This is a genomic window from Methylovulum miyakonense HT12, from assembly GCF_000384075.1.
Taxonomy (GTDB): Bacteria; Pseudomonadota; Gammaproteobacteria; order Methylococcales; family Methylomonadaceae; genus Methylovulum; species Methylovulum miyakonense.
Window position 1 is genome coordinate 1,789,556 of sequence record NZ_KB913025.1, and the last position, 17,732, is coordinate 1,807,287.

15 protein-coding genes and 1 pseudogene are annotated in these 17,732 nt (G+C 48.7%); 6 read left to right on the top strand and 10 right to left on the bottom strand.

Annotated features, from left to right (window positions below):
• Positions 1–79 precede the first annotated feature (79 nt).
• The 8 genes and pseudogenes from METMI_RS0109375 to METMI_RS0109405 all read right to left on the bottom strand — a co-directional run bounded on the left by METMI_RS0109375 (position 80) and on the right by METMI_RS0109405 (position 8,997).
• Positions 80–2,365 carry a CHASE2 domain-containing protein gene (locus tag METMI_RS0109375; RefSeq protein ID WP_019866025.1) on the bottom strand — a complete coding sequence of 762 codons (2,286 nt, stop codon included), beginning with the start codon at positions 2,363–2,365 and terminating at the stop codon, positions 80–82.
• Positions 2,366–2,603: 238 nt separating this feature from the next.
• A complete protein-coding gene (locus METMI_RS0109380) occupies positions 2,604–2,924 on the bottom strand; it encodes a DUF4389 domain-containing protein (RefSeq protein ID WP_019866026.1) in 321 nt (106 codons plus the stop codon).
• Between the two features lie 5 nt (positions 2,925–2,929).
• On the bottom strand, positions 2,930–3,955 hold the full coding sequence (locus tag METMI_RS0109385) for a DUF2333 family protein (protein WP_019866027.1): 1,026 nt from the start codon (positions 3,953–3,955) through the stop codon (positions 2,930–2,932).
• 186 nt (positions 3,956–4,141) lie between these two features.
• A complete protein-coding gene (xerC, locus tag METMI_RS0109390; RefSeq protein ID WP_019866028.1) occupies positions 4,142–5,050 on the bottom strand; it encodes a tyrosine recombinase XerC in 909 nt (302 codons plus the stop codon).
• A 1-nt stretch (position 5,051) separates the two neighbouring features.
• Positions 5,052–5,744: a DUF484 family protein gene (locus METMI_RS27820; protein WP_232215300.1), complete on the bottom strand. Its 693-nt coding sequence runs from the start codon at positions 5,742–5,744 to the stop codon at positions 5,052–5,054.
• Positions 5,742–6,563 (bottom strand): annotated as a pseudogene (gene dapF / locus METMI_RS27825) (diaminopimelate epimerase); the annotation flags it as partial. The gene METMI_RS27820 and the pseudogene dapF, both read right to left, overlap by 3 nt.
• Positions 6,564–6,776: 213 nt before the next feature.
• Positions 6,777–7,691, bottom strand: a complete 915-nt coding sequence (locus tag METMI_RS0109400; protein WP_019866030.1) for a DMT family transporter — start codon at positions 7,689–7,691, stop codon at positions 6,777–6,779.
• A 238-nt stretch (positions 7,692–7,929) separates the two neighbouring features.
• Positions 7,930–8,997 (bottom strand): phosphotransferase enzyme family protein, encoded by a 1,068-nt coding sequence (locus tag METMI_RS0109405; protein WP_019866031.1) that lies wholly within the window; start codon positions 8,995–8,997, stop codon positions 7,930–7,932.
• Between the two features lie 294 nt (positions 8,998–9,291).
• Between METMI_RS0109405 and METMI_RS0109410 the strand changes: the two genes are divergently transcribed.
• From METMI_RS0109410 to METMI_RS0109435, 6 genes are all read left to right on the top strand, one after another.
• Entirely contained in the window at positions 9,292–9,858 is a 567-nt protein-coding gene (locus METMI_RS0109410; RefSeq protein WP_019866032.1) for a hypothetical protein, read from the top strand.
• 169 nt (positions 9,859–10,027) lie between these two features.
• Positions 10,028–11,659 carry a tetratricopeptide repeat protein gene (locus tag METMI_RS0109415; RefSeq protein WP_198007903.1) on the top strand — a complete coding sequence of 544 codons (1,632 nt, stop codon included), beginning with the start codon at positions 10,028–10,030 and terminating at the stop codon, positions 11,657–11,659.
• A 102-nt stretch (positions 11,660–11,761) separates the two neighbouring features.
• Positions 11,762–13,183, top strand: a complete 1,422-nt coding sequence (locus METMI_RS0109420; RefSeq protein WP_019866034.1) for a hypothetical protein — start codon at positions 11,762–11,764, stop codon at positions 13,181–13,183.
• A gap of 20 nt (positions 13,184–13,203) precedes the next feature.
• Positions 13,204–13,674, top strand: a complete 471-nt coding sequence (locus METMI_RS0109425; RefSeq protein WP_019866035.1) for a Uma2 family endonuclease — start codon at positions 13,204–13,206, stop codon at positions 13,672–13,674.
• Between the two features lie 106 nt (positions 13,675–13,780).
• On the top strand, positions 13,781–13,990 hold the full coding sequence (locus tag METMI_RS26850) for a PIN domain-containing protein (RefSeq protein ID WP_156829808.1): 210 nt from the start codon (positions 13,781–13,783) through the stop codon (positions 13,988–13,990).
• A gap of 46 nt (positions 13,991–14,036) precedes the next feature.
• Complete coding sequence (locus METMI_RS0109435) at positions 14,037–15,740, top strand: NUDIX domain-containing protein (RefSeq protein WP_019866037.1); 1,704 nt, start codon at positions 14,037–14,039, stop codon at positions 15,738–15,740.
• 47 nt (positions 15,741–15,787) lie between these two features.
• Here the strand turns inward: METMI_RS0109435 and rdgB are convergent, their stop codons facing one another.
• Both rdgB and rph read right to left on the bottom strand, forming a co-directional pair.
• Positions 15,788–16,381, bottom strand: coding sequence for an RdgB/HAM1 family non-canonical purine NTP pyrophosphatase (rdgB, locus tag METMI_RS0109440; RefSeq protein ID WP_019866038.1), 594 nt, complete (start codon positions 16,379–16,381; stop codon positions 15,788–15,790).
• Positions 16,381–17,103 carry a ribonuclease PH gene (rph, locus tag METMI_RS0109445; RefSeq protein WP_029151587.1) on the bottom strand — a complete coding sequence of 241 codons (723 nt, stop codon included), beginning with the start codon at positions 17,101–17,103 and terminating at the stop codon, positions 16,381–16,383. The genes rdgB and rph overlap by 1 nt, the downstream gene beginning before the upstream one ends.
• Positions 17,104–17,732 lie beyond the last annotated feature (629 nt).

The following is a 17,732-nucleotide window of genomic DNA, read 5'->3' on the forward strand; positions in this document are numbered from 1 at the left end:
CGCAGCCTAAGCTTCCCCCGAAGCCCATTACCACTACCGCATTGTTCGAGATTGAATCATATTACCCCTAGGATTACAACTAAAAGGTAATGGGGCTTATGTCGATTAATGCAGGCGTTTCATGGGTTGCCGTTTCCGGCAATGCTGTTAAGGATTGTAAATGGCGGATAAAAAACAGTGTTGGCCCGTCTTCGGGGAAATCTTTACTGATGGCAATGAAAGTGGCGAGCGCTGTTGCCCATTGTTTGGCCTGAAAACACATCAATGCGTTGGCGAATGCGCTAGCTAGCGCATGGGTACGGGCATCGGCTTGTCCCATCGTCATCATCAGCTCAAAAACATGGACGGATTTCGCTTTGCCTTTTAGCTTAAATAAGCCTAGGTCCCGTAAAAAAAAGCCAGTCAAGTCATCAACCACTTCTGCGGTAACCAAAATCTGTGTGCCCAAGTATTTGTTAAGCCCTTCAATCCGTGAGGCGGTATTCACCGGATCGCCTATGGCGCGGTACACATAGCGGCCGGGTGCGCCCGTATGGCCTATGCTGATTTCGCCGCACGCCAAGCCAAAGCGGGTGATTAACGGGAGGTGTTGGGTCTGGTTAAAATGCTGGATAGTGCTTTTTATGGCCAGTGCCGCTTGGCAGGCATTGATGTGCATCTGTTTCCTGTTTTCGGGATTCAGCCAGACGGCATACATGCCATCGCCGGCCAAGTCGGTGATGTATCCGCCGTGGTCGTTAACCAGCGGAAATATGGCCGAATAATAGGCGTTCATTAATTCAATCAGGATAGATGGTTGGGTGGTTTCTGAAAGTTTGGTGTAATCGTTGATGTCCGTCGCCATGCAAACGCCCTGCATGAGCTTCCCGCTGGTGGCCATCACCCTGTTTTCGGGTTGGTTTGGGATGTTGTCGACGATTTCTTTGGGTAACAGATGCCTTAAAACCAGTTGCATCTTGAATTTTGCCTGATGGGTTTGCCGAAAGTGCATGATAGCCGCAGCGGTGACAATCATCGGCATTTGTATGCCGATAGGGATAATCAGCGGCAGCCAAATTTGTGCCGTGGTGAATCCATAATAAGCGGAGTAAACATAAGCGCCGCTCAAAAGCATGACCAAGGCCATGGCGGGACGGAAAGGGCAGGCCAAACATACGGCGGTCAAGAGGACGCCCCAGGCTAATAGCATTAACAGTTGCTGGGCGACATCCAATGGCTTTAGCCAGGTATTGTCGATCAAATTGGCTACTGCTGTGGCGGCGATTTCAATGGGGCTGCTGGTTTGTCCGTTAGCGTCTGAAAAGAAAGTGTAAAACCCAAGGTTTTTTTCCGGTTCTATGTTTTCGGATAAACCGACCATGACGACTTTGCCCCGCAATGTTTCTGGCGGTAAGTGCTCAAATGCCTGATAAAACGGAATGGTCTTAATCGCCCCGATGTTGCCGTAGTGGTTTAAGTACAAACTTTTTTGGCCATCCATTACCTTGAGCCAGGAGCTTAGCAAATGTTGCTGTTTGGCAGGGAACTGGGCGGCGGCGATTAATTGTTCGAGTTTCCCTTCGACACTATTCAGTTTGGTGAAGGCCGAATGGATACGTTCCATTGTTTCGATGACGCCATGCCCACTGGCCAGTTCGGTAAAGCTATCAGGCAATTTTGCCGCCAAAGTCGGGTTGACTGATTGCAGTAAGGTTATGATTTCAGGGTAGGCCGCCTTAAAAATATGGCATTGGAAGACAAGGTCTGGAAATGTCCGGAGGTCGCCGGCACTGGTTTTGTTCATCCAGAATTGTTTGACGGTGGAAGAGGTTTTGGGGATCAGGAAGGGCGCAGTGCCCAGCGCGGCGGAGGTGATGGTGTCGATGGATTCGATGACGCTTTCAAAGCTGACGGCATCGGCCGAGCCGGACATGGGTATTATTTTATGCTTGAGGTAATTGCTGAGTATGACATTGTGGTTTTGTGCAATCGCTTCAGCCAATTGACGGTCGCCTTGTTCGCCGCGGTTTTCGTTGAAAACGATGTTTAAGGCAATAATGCTGGGCTGTTGAAGGTTAAGCTGGTTGATCAAACGGGCGTAATATTCACGGGGCCAGTTTTTGGGGTCGTCAGGCAAATGTAAAATTTCTGCCGAGGTTATGTCCGCGCTAATGATCACCACGTCTTCGGGGTGTGCTATTGCCCCCCGGGCGGCGAATAACCAGGCCAAACCGAATTCTTCTTCCAGATATAAGCCCAGCGGGGTCAGGCACAATATCGAACCTAAAATGCCCGCCAGCGCAGACAATAGAAAAAGCTTGGAGCTGGCTATAAAAAAGCGGGGGAGGGATAAAAAATGCTTGAAGGCTGGCAGGGCACGTTTCATGGCTATCAAACCGGGTGTTTACAATGCACTTTCGTTTCCTTCGGGCAGGGCTTTATTAGGGGCATGCAAGCCCCCTTTTTTACGGATCGGATGCCAATCCAGTTACAAATACGTCGGAGGATTATATGCCAACTTAGGCGGGTGAATGGATTTGTTTTGTCAAAAACAACAGGGGATGCAGGAAGGGGCGGGGTAAGACGGTCAGGGGAGACCGTCTTTTGATGGGAAAAAGCGTGGTTTATCCTTTTTCTGCAGGTTGCTCAATTTCGGTGGGCTGGAGGCCGATCGTCTGATTCCAATCAGAGAATGGGAAAGGGATGACTTCTGTGGAAAAGGTCAAAAACAACAGTATGTGGTAAGTGTATAAAGACAGGCTACGCCCGAAATTCAGTATGTTTTGGTTGGGTTTGCCCGTTAGTAGCGTAGAGGCGACTTGCAGGGCGATGACCGCCCACAGCAGCAATCTGATCAGCTCACCGATCACCGAGAAAATCAGCATGAAAAAAATGCGTTTCCATGTGCTAAGTTGTTTTAAATTGGTGTTAATGTCTTCATCCATCATTCTTAACCTCTGTTCATGATGTCACGTAAATCCAACGCGGCGGCGTTGGCACGGGCGATATAGTTCGCCATGGTCAGTGAATAATTGGCGAACAAACCGTAACCGCCTCCGTCCAAAATCATCGGGCTTAGGATCGGTTCCAAGGAGTTTTCTAGCGATTTGATCATAATGTCAACGGTACGCATGGCCCGTTTATCCAAGAGGATGTCTTTGAAATCATGTTTTACCGCCCGCAAGATATGCAATAAGGCCCAGCTTGCCCCACGCGCTTCGTAAAAGACGTTATCAATTTCCATCCAAGGAATCCTTGCCACTGGCGTCCCTTGTTGGTTAGCCAGATCTTTTTCTTCTTGGGTAAGCCCGGGGCCAAAATTGGTGCCGGAGCTGTTTGCGGTCAACCGGGTGGAAAGGCCGCCCAAACGTTTGATGACAACCTCGGTATATTGCCACAGGTTGTCGGCACGCGAATAAAACTGGGCCTGTTTGACATTGCCGCCGTAATGTTGCAAACGGGTCATGTATTTGTGCAGCGCTTCAATGCCTTTTTCATATTCGGCTTCGGTGGAAGGCAGTGCCCAAGAATCGTTTTCAAAGTAGAAATAAGGTTCGGCGGTCGCCAGGTCAGGGTCTTCGGCGGATTGCGATTGGTCCCTGGCAAAGTGGTTACGTAGCGCGGAAGTCGCATCACGCAACATCACTAACGCCCCAAATTCCCAACTCGGGACGTTGTCAAGCAATACGCCCGGAGGGCCTACGTCATTGGTGATGTAGCCGCCAGGTTTATGCAGCAGCACCTCGGCGATATGGGCTAGGGTATTGGTGTAGACATAACCGACGGGCATGTTGTCGGTGTCGTGGGTTTCTTTCGCGCGTTTTTCCGCTTCATCCATGATATTGAATTGCCCAGGCTCACTTCCCCACCAAGCACCTAAAACTATCAGAACAACCAAAACAATAGCACTAAATACACCAAAGCCCCACAGTATCCCTTTAGATTTTACATCTTGCGTTGTTTCATTTGCCGCCATTTTTCAGTACCTTTGCAGAAGTATGCGCATTAAAACCGATTGCTTTTTTGGCTTCCGATTTACATTTATAGTGTTGAAAGGCCTTCCGGCCTTAATCGGACCACCCAAAAATGAAAGCCCTTTCTTATGTTAAAAATAGGGGACATGGTAGCAGGTTTTTTTATTTTTTGCCTATCGGGTGCGCCATTATTGCGGTTTTTTTTTGGCTCTGGGGTGGGCTTTATCATAAATATCAGCAAGATGCTGGAAGTCCAGATGGGTATAAATTTGGGTGGTGCCAATATTGCTGTGTCCCAGCAACTCTTGCACCCCGCGCAAATCTTGGCTGGCTTCAAGCAGGTGGCTAGCGAAAGAGTGCCTTAACATGTGGGGGTGCACGGCTTCAGCCACACCTTTTTTTTGGCACCATAGCTTTAATCTCAGCTCGATGCTGCGTTGGCCCAAACGGCTGCCGCGTGAGGAAATGAACAGCGCGGTGTCTGATGCCTTGGCTTGTGCCGAACGGTGCGGCAACCAGTTGTTTATGGCGGCAACCGCTTTGCTGCCAATAGGCAATAGCCTGTCTTTACCACCTTTGCCTGACCGCACTTTCAGCGATTGGCCGGCCAGGTCAAGGTCAGCCATATCCAGTGCCGATAATTCGCTAAGGCGTAAACCGGAGGAATAAAACAATTCAAACATAGCCAGGTCGCGTATTTCCAGCACCGAACTGGTCCCCGCTTCCAACAAGCCTTTGACTTGGTCAACATCCAGGGTTTTAGGTAGCTTACGCGCCTGTTTCGGGGCTTTGACGTGTTGGGCGGGGTTGCTGTCCGTATGCTTGTTTTGCATCAGATAATGGTAAAAGCTGCGGATGGCGGAGAGTTCCCGCTGCAAGCTCTTGCTGCCAACGCCTTGCCGGTGGCGGCTGGCGATATGGGCGCGGATGTCGGCGGCTTGCACATCCCGCCAATCGGCAATGGCTTTGCTGGCGCAATAACGCTTTAAATGGGCGATGTCGCGCCGATAGCTTTTGACGGTGTGGGGGGACGCGCGTTTTTCCACTTCCAGTTGCGTGAAAAAATCCTCCAGCCTTTGCGCGGTGTCACCGTGCATATCAAGGTTGTTTTAACAAAGCGATAAAGCGCGTCCCGACCAATTCGCTCATCTGTGTCAAAAACATGTGCCCCATCCCTTCGACAAACCGGTCCGCTTCGCGGCTACCGATGGCTAGGATACCTTCCAGCTCAGTGAAAATCATCGGGATAATAGCGCAGGATTTGACATCGGCGGCGACCGCATCGCCAAACAAAACCCGGGCTTGCGCTAAAGTAGGCCGCCCGCAACCGGGCTGGTGCGTGGACAATTCCTTAATGAAGGGCTGCAGCTGTTCGCTGTGGGGGGCAATGAATATTTCGGCCATTTCCGGACAAGGTTCTTCCCTGATGATCCGCACGGCGACAAAATCTGTCAAAAAATATTCCGACAAGACAATGTCAAGGTTCCTGATTGCGGCGGTTAGCGTAGAGGCATCCAGGAGCGCGAGGGAAAGCTTGTGCATGCGCAAAATGGAGGTGTCGTTATCGCGGGCAATGTCGATAAGTTCTGTCAATTGGCTTTCCATTTCATGATGGCGGCTTCTGAATATTTCCAATTGTTTGGAAATGAGCGAAATCGCGTTGCCGCTAGGGTGGGGTATCTGGATTTGTTCCAGCAAATTTAAATGCTCGTTAAAAAACTCAGGATGTCTTTGTAAGTACCGTTCCACCTGTATTTCCGATAATTCGGAGAGATAGGGTTCGTCAGCCAAGCTGATACGTCCGTCAAAAACCGACACCGCCTCGCCTGTCATCATCACGGGTTCCCCGCGCCCTGCCCAGGAAATGTTTAACGTGCCTCCGGGCAACTCGACGGTCACTTCCTGGTCAAGCAAATGCTGTTCGATGCCGACCACCACAGCGGCACACGCGCCACTGCCGCAAGCTAGCGTTTCCCCTGCCCCGCGTTCATAAACGCGCAGCTTGATATGGTGGCGGTCAAGCACCTGCATAAACCCGATATTTGCCCGTTCGGGGAAAAAAGGGTGGCTTTCCAGGGTCGCGCCAATGTCCTTGACTTGCGCATTTTTGATGTCATTCACTTGGATGACCGCATGGGGATTGCCCATGGACACCGCCCCGAAGGCTTTTTCAGTATCGTTTATCGACACTGTATAAAATTTTGATTCTTGTTCGGCCAGCAAAGGGATTTGTTCTGGTGCATGGCGGGGGACGCCCATGTTGACGGTGATCAGGTCATGATCAAAAGACAAGGTCAATTGTCCGGAATCGGTGTCAACGCAAATGCTGTCTTTATCGGATAAGCCTTTGTCACGTACAAAACGGGCGAAGCACCGTGCGCCATTGCCGCATTGGGCCACTTCGCTGCCGTCCGCATTAAAAATCCGGTACTTGAAATCCGCATTTTCACTTTCTGGCAGTTCCACCAAAAGCAACTGGTCAAAGCCGATGCCAAAGTGGCGGTCTGACATAAAGCGGATATGTTCAGGCGTTAAATCAATCGCTTGGGAAATGGCGTCAATGACGACAAAGTCATTGCCTAGCCCTTGCATTTTGGTAAAGTTAATCATCGTTTTTTATCATCTTCGGGTGCGTAAAAGGCCTGGCTTACCAGGCTATGGTCTGCAAAATATCCGCTTTGATGTGCGGCGGATTTTGGTCGGATAGTTAAATCCCGGCCTAAGCTGGGTAAGGCGGCCCCGGCCGCTTAGGCGACAGTGGTTTGGACTTTAGAAAATCAGCAAGCCAAAGTAAAGGAAATAATTCACTATCAGTTTAACGGATTATTTTTTGCTGACTACATAAACGCCCGCCAGCACCAAAAAAGTGCCTGCCAATTGGGTTCCGGTGATGGCCTCGTCCAAAATAAAAAAGGCCAGGGCCAACGTGGCGATGGGCCCGGTGGTGCTGATAATCGAGGCCGAGCTTGCGCCGATCCGGCGGATGCCGGCGTTCATAAAAAATGACGGCAAAACCGTCGAGAAAACCGCCATGACCAACGCCAGCACATACACCCCGGTTGATAGGTGCTTGATTTCAGTCCCGTGCCTTAAACCAAAATGCGCCAGCGTCGCCATGCTGGCAACCGTCATGGTGTAAGCGGTAAAACGGGTGGAGCCTATGCTATGCGTCATCACCCCGCTGCCCATGGTAAATATCGCAAACGTCACCGCACTGGCCAACACTAACGCAGAACCCAGCAATATGTTTGCCGATGCCAGCGATAATTGCTCCATAAACACCAACAACATCCCCGTATAACTTAAAACCAAAGCAAGCCCTACCCGCAAGGAGATTTTGCGTTTATGGAACAGCGCGGAAAGCAGCACGACAAAAGTCGGGTACAAAAAGAGGATGACCCGTTCCAGGCCTGCCGAAATGGTTTGCAGGCCCAGGAAATCCAGATAACTGGCGATGTAATAACCCGTCAGCCCCAAGGCAATGGCAAGCAGCCATTGCCTGCCTGTCATCGGGGCGGCCACTGAGGCGGCGTTATTCCAAAACGCCACGACCAGGAAAAACGGCAACGAAAACAACATGCGCAAGGCCATCAAGGTGATCGCGTCGATTTGCACATCGGCGGCATAGGCCAGCTTGATTAAAATCGCCTTGGCGGAAAAGCCGAAGGCGCCCAATAACACCAGCGCGAAGCCAGTCATCTGGTTACGCTGTTCGGCGGGGGATTGGTTTGAAGGCAATGATGCTCCTAATTGACGTGGCGAAAAATAAGGCTTGGGATACTTGTGGTTTGGCTTGGTTCCCCAACCCCGTCCTTAACGTTTCAAAATACCTATAAGCACTGTAAATGTTACGGAACGGGTCACTTAATGCGCCTACTGTTGGTACAAACCCGTTCCAGCTGTTGGCACGGGTGTTACAAGAATCTAATGTTAAAAAACTTTTGCACACCTACTTAAGGCTTGGGATGCTTGTGGTTTAGCTTGCTTCCCCAAGCCCCGCATTACCAACTTGCCTAATCAACGCCTCAATGCCCGCCCGTTGCGCCATGACCGAGGCGCAAAGCTGGAACTGCGCCCTGGCGCGGTGTAGGTTTTGTTCGGGGCTGGTGACCTTAAAATAACGGTTGCCTTGCAGATAATCGGTGTAAAACCGCAAACCCAATTCAAACGGCAACAATTGGATGGCGGGATATAAATAAGCGTAATCTTCGTGGGTAAAAAACACGCGGGTTTCGCTGAGATAGCTTTGTAAAATCGCCGCGCATATCTCCAGATTAAAGCTATTGCTTGCCTCATTATGGCAGCACGAACGCAGGCAATCACCGATGTCATAATGCACCAGCCCTGGTTTGACGGTATCGAGGTCAATCAGGCTGACGATGGTGTTGCCGCCTTTTGCAAACAAAAAATTGTTCAGCTTAGGGTCGCCATGGATCACCCGTAATGGCAAGCGGCCTTGCCGTTTGGCGGCTTCCAGGGTGTCGGCATGATGTTGGAAGCCGTTGATGAATGCTGCGCAAAACGGGTCAATCACGGTGGTTTGCCGGGCGACCGTTTGGTAATGGCTTAAGTAATCCGGTGTGATATGGAACCCGGGCAAGGTGTCATGCAGTGTTGCGGGGTCAAGGGTGCTGGCCAAACGGTGGAAATGCCCCAGCGCGTAGCCGACTTGTGCCGCGTCGTCCAACGAACGCAAGGTTTCCAAACTTTCCGTGTCGGTAATAAAACTCTGCGCCCGCCAGCTATTGCCCTGCCCGTCCTGATAATTTTCCTGCCCGGTCGCCGTGCGTAAAATCTCCGGCAGGTGTAGCCGCACATCCGCCTGTTGTTGGATATGCCGGTTCAGCACCAACAAATTTGCGGTGATCAGGGCCGGCTCAGGGAACACTTGCCGGTTGATGCGTTGTAAGACAAATGGCGTGGCCCCGTTGCTTGTCACCAGAAAGGTGTCATTGATCAGGCCATTGCCCAGCGGCGTGATGGCGCTGATTGATGGGGCGAACTGTCCGGCGATGGTGTGGAGGTGGCTTGTTTCTAGTGTCATGCGGGCTAATTTAACGTATTTGCCTGTTCCCGTTAAGCGTTAGTTTTGTCGGGCGCATGGGCAAGGCAAAATTTCCGTGCCGGGGTGCGGCAGGATTTAAAAAAACTCCTACAGTTCTCCGATTACATCCCCAGCGTTTTACCCGATACTACACACCATGTTGTGGGAACGGCCTCAATAAATAAACGTTAATCTAAATTTATAGTTGCAGAGAAAATAAAATTCACGGCGGCATAGTGATCCTAACGGGACACTAAGCCAACGAACCCAACACCAATCATGGAGAATGCAGAGATGAAAAGATTGCCAGAAACCGTCACCAGCAAAGTCACCGATTTGTTCGCCGCACTGCACTACGCCGCCGATGATTTGAAAATTGTCGGGCAGGAAGCGATGTTAAGCGGTGATTTTTCGCAAGTGACCGACAGCATGGAAGCCTGCAAAAAATTGCAAGTGTTAGAGGCCGACATCAAAGCCGCTGTGACTCACTTCCACGCCCAATACCCTGCGTTAACGGTGGAAAAAAAGGGCTTTCACAAAAAAGACAAACGCCGCACCCGGACACAAGGCGGGCGTTTACGCGTCACCGTGGCGGGAAAAGTCATCCAGCAACACACCCTCGCCGAAACTTTTGTGGAAACCTTGAAAGTGTTCGGCCTGGAGCGGGTGGCGAAATTGGATAAGAAAGTCACCTCGATTCCGCTGATCGCCAGAACCCCGACTAATGACTACCAAACGCAAGCGCGTTGTGATGGCTGGTATATCACCACCCACGTCAACAAAGTCACAGCGACCACGGTATTGCAAGAAATTGCCAAAGCCTTGGATACGCCGTTGAAAATCGAATGTATTGAACGGTGATAAGCTGAGACCGATAACATCCCTCAAAGGGATGTTATCGGTAAAATTGACCAACCAGCGTGTTATCTTGGCAAACAAGCACAACACCAAAGCCAAGGCAATCAAGCATCCGATGATTGCCCTAAGCACACGAACTGAACAAAAAAGCACAAAACCAAAGGACGAAATCATGACCGAACAAAACACCTTCTCAATTTCCGAACTGCAACAACAAGCCAACGCAGGAGATGCACAAGCTCAATTTGCGTTAGGCCTGTATTACTCGCCAACAGAAACAAAAGAAGGCTGGGAGTTTAAGGACAAGCTTTATCAGGATTACCTATTAGACTCAATTGGTGGCCCCTCTATTGATCCCAAAATCTTCTCAGCTCTTGAAGCGGCTGAAAATAATAAGGAAATAAATGATGAATTGGCTTTTATGTGGTTTGAAAAAGCGGCGGAACAAGGCAATATGGGGTCTCAATATGCTGTAGCCCGCTGTTATTTTGAAGGAAAAGGCACAGAGCAAAGTGATGACTTGGCTTTCAAATGGGCAGAAAAATCCAGCCATCAAGGATTTGGTGAAGCGTTTGAATTGTTGGGCGATTTATTCCGTGAAGGCCGAGGTGTCGATCAAGATAATAAAAGTGCGCTAGGGTGCTATGAAAAAGCTGCCATTGCAGGAGTGAAAGGTGCCGTTTCTAAACGAACCAACATGCTTCTGATGTGGAGAGATATTGCAGATTTCAGTAAATCTAAGGAGGTTGTTTTAAAGCGCATTGAAAAAATGCAAGACATTTTTAACGACGCAATAGATCAGCATCTACCACTTATATATGGGTCTGGATATGATGAAAACAATCCAGAACCTATTGACGAATTTGTAACTGTAGCCAGTGATTTATTTCATTCTTTGGTTGTACTTTCCAAAAATTATACAGAAGGCTGTGAAAGTTTAGAGAAAAAAATAGTTCAACAAGAAAAAGAGCTAGAAGACATGATGTCCATGTTCGCGCACAAATTCCGCAGCCCCTTGGACGCGATTATCTACAACACCAGCCACGACAACAATCCCAAGTTATACGCCGAAGCCGCCCAAACCATGCGCGGTTTATTGGATATATTCAGCATTATCTCCACTGATGAGAAAATCCTGACCGAAAAAATCAAAGCCGATTGCCAAGGCAATGCCCATTTAAACACGGTGTTAAGCAAAACCCTGAACATGATCTTGCTGCATTTGTTGTCGGTCTCAGGCACGGAAAAAATCCACCAGCACTATCTGGCTTATGCCAAAGCCCACGGAAAAGTCGCCGCCTCCGTCACTGACAAAGAATGGTATGACGAGCATTTTGAATTGGAGCAAGCCTTACAAGCCGAATGGGAGCAGGATTTTGCGGCTTTACTCAGCCAATCTGCGCCCTTAGCAGAACGCTTGGCGTGGTTGGAACAGCATTTTTTTAAATTGGAACTGATCGGCTTTGACCGTGATGATATTCAGTTTAAGGAATACGCCGTCACTGAATCACTTTTGACCATCTTGCTGAATGAGATATTGGTCAACGCCTTCAAATACTATTCTTCTGAAACCCGCCAAGCCGTGGTTTTGGAATGGTCAGAACGGGACGGCAAGCAAATCTTAAGCTGCCGCAATCCAAGTATTCGCCGCGAACGTGATGTCATCAAGGGCAGTGGCAAAGGCCATACGTTTTTATCGGCACTGGCGCGTAAAATCGGTGGTCAATTTACCAAGCCCAAACCACAAGATGATTTTGTGCTAGAGTTTGGTATTCCTGACGAACTTTTAGTTTCAAATTCGTAGGTTGGGTTAGCGATAGCGTAACCCAACATGTATGCAGCCGTATTGTTGGGTTACGCTATCGCTAACCCAACCTACATTATTTTTGATTTTAAGGCGTAAATAATGAGTTATTTTTTATGGGTGGAAGACTTTGAAAACTCGCCTAAAGTAACTGCGAGCAACGTATTTGGTAGTGTGTTTGATGACAGTTTGTTTTTTGATGATAAACGGGTTTTAAAAAAGAACTTGAAAAATAAGGGTGTTTTTATTGAATTGAGTTTTCAGGATGGCTGGGGTGTTATTGCCGCTGATTTGGAGAAGAAAATTGATTATGTCATTTTAGACATTGATTTGCCTGCCCACTCCGGTGATGGCATTAACGGTGAAATTCTCGAGTTGCTGAAAACATTTGAAGGCTATCAAAAATTGCCGGATGAAGCCGAAGATGAGTTATTGCTTGAAAAGAAATGCGCCGAATTAAAAGCAAGAGCCGGATTTTATCTTTATACCAAGCTAGTGATGGAGTTAGGTTTTCCTAAACAGCACATTTTGTTTTGCTCCAATCACGCCGAAAACAACAAAACCATTTTGGCTGCTTTTGCAACTGCCAAAATAGCATCACCGCAGATTTATCAAAAATCTGATCAGTATGTTCAAGACTGGGTTAAAAGCCGTTATGAAAATCCTTATTCACGGTTGCGGCGGGGGATTATTGAGGGTTGCCAATTTCTGAAAGCACTGCCTGAAAACCAGTTGCGTTTTCAAGAATTTATCAAAGAATCTGAAAAACAAAAAGAACCCGAAAAACAACCACGCATTATTGACGATATACGCGATTATTTGGATGTAATCGCCAATTTTTTGCCCTTACGCGAGCCAGCAAACACTGCTTCGTTGTACAAGTTGTTTGTCAGAACTCTGGCTCATGAATGGGAGGCGGCTGAACCTAAACTGTTGGACAGGCAAAACGAGTTGTTCGCATTTTCTTGGATCATGAAAATGACCCGTAATTGGTTGGCACACAGTAAAGTGTTTGAAAAATTAACCGCCGAAGACGTGGCTTATTTGTTTATCGTCAATATGCGGGCAATGTTTGATTTGGGCGATCAATTATTGGCTTATGAAAGTCATTTGTTGAGTTTGTTCAGTACTCCTATCACAGCCAATGAAATGAAAGATAAGGCTGGCAAAGATTATCGTGATAGAAAAATGCCGTTGATTCCAAATTACGCGGCATTGCTGCATAAATCAGGTAAGCGTTGGGAAGCCATAAACTATCACGATGCGCTTAACCAATTCCAAAAAAGTAAATCCGAAAAATCACCAGAAGATATAGCATTTTTGATTAATGGGCTTTACCAGACATTTTGGTTTTTAACCTCAAATGGTTTTGTGAGTTTACCTACCGATGAGGATAAAAATTTAGATACTAATAAACTCGGTGGGTATAAAGCATTAAATTATCAATTTGGCTTCTTCGATTATAAAAAATCGGATTTTTTGCTTGAATTAGCGCGGCATATCTACAACCGTAGTTTTCCTTAAAAAATACCGAGGTATAAAAAATGCAATGGTCAGACGTGTTAAACGACAAAAGCTTAAGCAATTTACCTTACAAAATCGAACTCAATGAATACGGACAAATCGTGATGTCACCTGCTTCCAATCAACACGGATTTTTACAAGTTGAAATCGCCTTTTTTTTACGCGGCAACAAAATAGGTAAAGTCATCACCGAATGTTCCATTGATACGCCTAAAGGGGTAAAAGTCGCCGATGTGGCTTGGGGAACCAATGATTTTTTCTCAAAAAACGGCTTGGCAACACCTTATCAATCTGCACCTGAATTATGCGTGGAAATTTTATCGCCATCGAATTCAAAACAAGAAATCACTGAAAAAATAAACCTTTATCTGCAACAAGGCGCAAAAGAAGTGTGGACTTGCAATCACAATGGCAACGTAGAAATTTATAACTTATCGGGAAAAATACCAAACTCGAGTCTTTTTGATAATTTGCCGAAAAAGTTTGAGTAGCATATAGGTTGCAATAACACACACTAGAGACAGCCAAGTAGGGTGGGCAGGCGGTTTTGCCCACCGTTTACATTGTGGATTTGTTTCGCGTGGGCACGAACAGCATGTGCCCACCCTACCTCTCAATGATTTTGAAGATGCTATGCAATGCGCGTCTGTAATGGCTTGTGATGCCGATGTGATTGTTAGCCGTAATATCAAGGATTATCAGCATTCACCTATTAGGGCCTTAACGCCAGAGCAGTGTTTGATGGAATTAAAGGAACAACGCTTTATCCAGGATGATATGGATTGGGGTTTACATGGCTCAGATTAATTTGTGTGTTATTGCTTGGCATTCATTCCTTAGGAAATCATAAAACATGAACATTGCCGATAGTTGTTTAATCCAATCCCTGATCCCCCATCTGCCCCGTTATGCTGAAGAAGAAGGCGATTTTTACGCCGTCCCGCGCACGGCCTTAGTTGATGCGCTGTGCCAAACACCCCAGCTTGATTGTGCCGTTGCCGAAACGGCGGTTGCCTTAGTTGAAACCTTGCTCGATACCTTGGCGGTGTTAGATACGGATTATTTGCAAAAAGGCGAATGGTGTTGGGTGTCGTTTCCGGCGCAGTTGTTGGCGTTGTCGTTGCTGACGGCGTGGGGTGATCCCGATTCGCGGTTTTTTGCCGCCCATTTTTGGAACACGCAAGGCATCGCCGATGCCAAGAAAAACCAGCAACGCGATGTGCTCCACGCGATTGAAACCCGCCGCGTGGAACATCACGCGCAACAAGCGGCGCAACCTGTCCGCACCATTTATGTGGCCTGGAGCGTCATTAAATTGGACGGCAAGATTTTGTTGTACCAACGTGAAGACACCCGCAAACGTTTTGACACGCAAGCGGGTGATTATGGTTTGGTGGGCGGGCGGTTGAACCAGCGTGATGTGGCGGGTGCTTGGCAAATGCCTGATTTGCTCGCCGCTTTGCAAACCGCCAATTCCCCAGTCATGAAGGCGGCTTTGCCGACCACGCTGCAACGGGAGCTTCACGAGGAAACTGGCCTGGAATTTGGGCGGCATTATCAGTTTAAGCCTTGGCGACGCTTGCGGACTTATCGGCAAGTGCAAGGTTCCGCGCCTAACCACGCCCTGACGGATTATCATTTTGAGGTGTTCAATATTGAGTTGACACTGGAAGGTTATTTGTTCCTGCAACGGCAAGTCCGGCAAGATGAACGGTTGGTTTGGTTTAGCCCAAAAGACATGTTGCCAGGAAAGTCGGCGGGGGATTTGCCCTATCTCCATGCTTTGCTGGCGGATTTTGATAATGACAGCTTGGCGTTTGAAAGCGCCTTGTCGGCGTTGCCGGACAGTTTTGGCGCGGGGTATTTGGTTGACAAGCCTAAATATGGTTTGACTTTGCTGGTTGATGCCGAAAAACCTGTGTTGGCGGGTGTGCTGGGTAAGGAGAAAACCTTGGATGTGGTGCTAACGCCAAGGCAGACGGCTTTATTGTTGGGTTTGGCGGCGCATGGGCGCGGGTTCGGGTTTGCCACAGTTGCGGAAAATGTCGCTTTTCTAGCTTATGGTTGGGTCGATGTCCGCCATCATCCGGTGTTGCAAACTGAGTTAAGGCAGTTGGCGGCGCTCTTAAACGGTCAGGACATTTTCATTGAAAACCATCAGGATACGTTGTTCCGTTTGTCGGTGAATCCGGCAATGGTTTATTTTGATGAGGCGTTGTTTAGTTTTTCACTGCGACAGGTTGATTTGGCGGGCACCGAAGTGAAAATCCCCGTCACACTGGCCCGGAAAAGCTTTATAACGGCTTTGGGGGACGTTGCAGGAAAGTCGGAAATTTTCAGCCTCAAGCGGACTTTTGCAGGGCGTTTGTGGCAAATTGCCCAAGGCACGTTAAGTTCGGAGCTGGATTTTGACGCTGTTCCCAAGGCGGTAAAAATAGAAGACGCTTACGAGAAAACCTTGCATAAAGACCCGCAGTTTTCGGCGCTGGGCTTAAGGAAGCTGCTGCGCCATGAAGACGGGGTTATCAAATTTTGTGGTCAATTTGAAGTTTTATAAAACGGGTCGTAGGCGTTGCGGCACAACGCCTACAAGCTGTTTGGGCGTTATCTGGTCAACGCCAACAACTGCCGCAAGGCCTGTCCCCGGTGGCTTAGGGCATTTTTCAGGTCGGCGGGCAGTTGTGCGGATGAGCACTGGTGCGTTTCAACCCAAAACACCGGGTCATAGCCGAATCCGCCTTCGCCTATCGGCTGATGCAATATCCGCCCTTCCCAAACGCCTTGGGCGATGAGCGGGCAGGGGTCGTCGGCGTGTTGAAGCAGGGCGATGACGCAGACAAACCGTGCCGTGCGTTGCCCGTCAGGCACACCCGCCAACGCGGCGAGCAGCTTCTTTACATTGTCCCCGTCAGTGGCCTGATCGCCCGCATACCGCGCCGACCTGACCCCAGGCGCACCGTGTAGGGCGTCGACCATAATCCCCGAATCATCGGCAATGGCTGGCAAAGCAGATTGTGCGGCCGCGTTACGCGCTTTTAGGATGGCGTTCTCGATAAACGTGGAGCCGGTTTCTTCACATTCGACGACATTAAACGCCGTTTGCGGCACTATCACCTGATCCGTCAGGATCGCTTGGATTTCCCTGATTTTTCCGGCATTGCCGCTGGCTAAAACAATTTGCCGCCCCGCCGCCCACATTAACGGTAGGCCTCCAGCACCTCACGTTGTTTCGCCATCAATTGGCTAATGCCGTTGCCGGCCAAAACCAGCATGGCGTCCAGTTCGTCTTTCCTGAACGCATGGCCTTCCGCCGTGCCTTGCACTTCGATAAACGCCCCCGCGTCGTTCATGACCACATTCATATCGGTTTCGGCGTTGCTGTCTTCGGCGTAATCCAAATCCAACACCGGGATACCATTGAAAATGCCGACCGACACGGAAGCGACTTGGCCGTATAGCGGGTTGGACTTGATCAATTTGCGTTTCATCATGGTTTTCACCGCCAACGATAACGCCAGGAAACCGCCCGTAATCGCCGCCGTGCGGGTGCCGCCGTCGGCTTGCAACACATCGCAATCTATTGTCAGCGTGTGTTCGCCCAAGGCCTTCAAATCCACCGCCGCGCGTAAGGAACGGCCTATCAAACGTTGGATTTCTTGTGTCCGCCCGCCCTGCCTGCCGTTAGCGGCCTCGCGCCCCATCCGGCTGTGCGTGGAGCGCGGCAACATGCCATATTCGGCCGTAATCCATCCTTCGCCTTTGCCTTTCAAAAAACGCGGGACACTACGGTCAACACTGGCGGTGCATATCACACGGGTATCGCCAAATTCAACTAACACGGAACCTTCTGCATGTTTGGTGTAGCCGCAGGTGAATGTTATCTCTCTTAGTTGATCGGGATTGCGTCCGCTGGGTCTCATATATTTTGTTCCGCCAAAATGAAAACCGCACAGTATACCGGAATTGGCGGTAATTCTGATGTAAATGGGCGTTAATTTTAATTTGATGCCCCGATATTTTTTCCAAACGCCTGTCAATTTGAGCCGGATTAGGGAAATTTTGCGGCTTGCAAAGGCAGCAGCAAGTTACGTCGGGTTCGCTTGTTGAGCGTAGCGAGATAACGTAACCCGACACAAATGGCTAAGGAATGAGTATGAAACAAGTTAATCAATGTCATTTTTCGGACACTACGACTGCCCGTCCTTTCCAGCACCTAGTCAACCTGATTTTGACGGGTATAACAAAGATCTGCCAGGTCTGGCCATGAACTAAAATAGAAGTTACGCATTGACAGGGCTTTTATTTGCATTTTTGCGGGGGGCTGGGTAAGCACAATTCATGCAACCATCATTTAATTGTCGACAACTCATTAAAAACAAAGCAATTTTATGTAGGTTGGGGTGACGATAGGAACCCCAACACATCGAAGCGGCAAATGTTGGGGTTCCTCGCGTCACCCCAACCTACACAATAATTTTTTATAATTTATTGATTTTATATTGCTTTTTTTCAATGCGTGACTTCTATAAAACTAAGTCCCGACAAAACA

Coding starts and splice junctions, on each gene's coding strand:
- rph (WP_029151587.1), bottom strand. CDS start 17,103: ATGAGACCCAGCGGACGCAATCCCGATCAACTAAGAGAGATAACATTC.
- METMI_RS0109385 (WP_019866027.1), bottom strand. CDS start 3,955: ATGGCGGCAAATGAAACAACGCAAGATGTAAAATCTAAAGGGATACTG.
- METMI_RS0109420 (WP_019866034.1), top strand. CDS start 11,762: ATGAGTTATTTTTTATGGGTGGAAGACTTTGAAAACTCGCCTAAAGTA.
- METMI_RS0109380 (WP_019866026.1), bottom strand. CDS start 2,924: ATGGATGAAGACATTAACACCAATTTAAAACAACTTAGCACATGGAAA.
- METMI_RS0109375 (WP_019866025.1), bottom strand. CDS start 2,365: ATGAAACGTGCCCTGCCAGCCTTCAAGCATTTTTTATCCCTCCCCCGC.
- rdgB (WP_019866038.1), bottom strand. CDS start 16,381: ATGTGGGCGGCGGGGCGGCAAATTGTTTTAGCCAGCGGCAATGCCGGA.
- METMI_RS0109410 (WP_019866032.1), top strand. CDS start 9,292: ATGAAAAGATTGCCAGAAACCGTCACCAGCAAAGTCACCGATTTGTTC.
- xerC (WP_019866028.1), bottom strand. CDS start 5,050: ATGCACGGTGACACCGCGCAAAGGCTGGAGGATTTTTTCACGCAACTG.
- METMI_RS0109425 (WP_019866035.1), top strand. CDS start 13,204: ATGCAATGGTCAGACGTGTTAAACGACAAAAGCTTAAGCAATTTACCT.
- METMI_RS0109415 (WP_198007903.1), top strand. CDS start 10,028: ATGACCGAACAAAACACCTTCTCAATTTCCGAACTGCAACAACAAGCC.
- METMI_RS0109435 (WP_019866037.1), top strand. CDS start 14,037: ATGAACATTGCCGATAGTTGTTTAATCCAATCCCTGATCCCCCATCTG.
- METMI_RS0109405 (WP_019866031.1), bottom strand. CDS start 8,997: ATGACACTAGAAACAAGCCACCTCCACACCATCGCCGGACAGTTCGCC.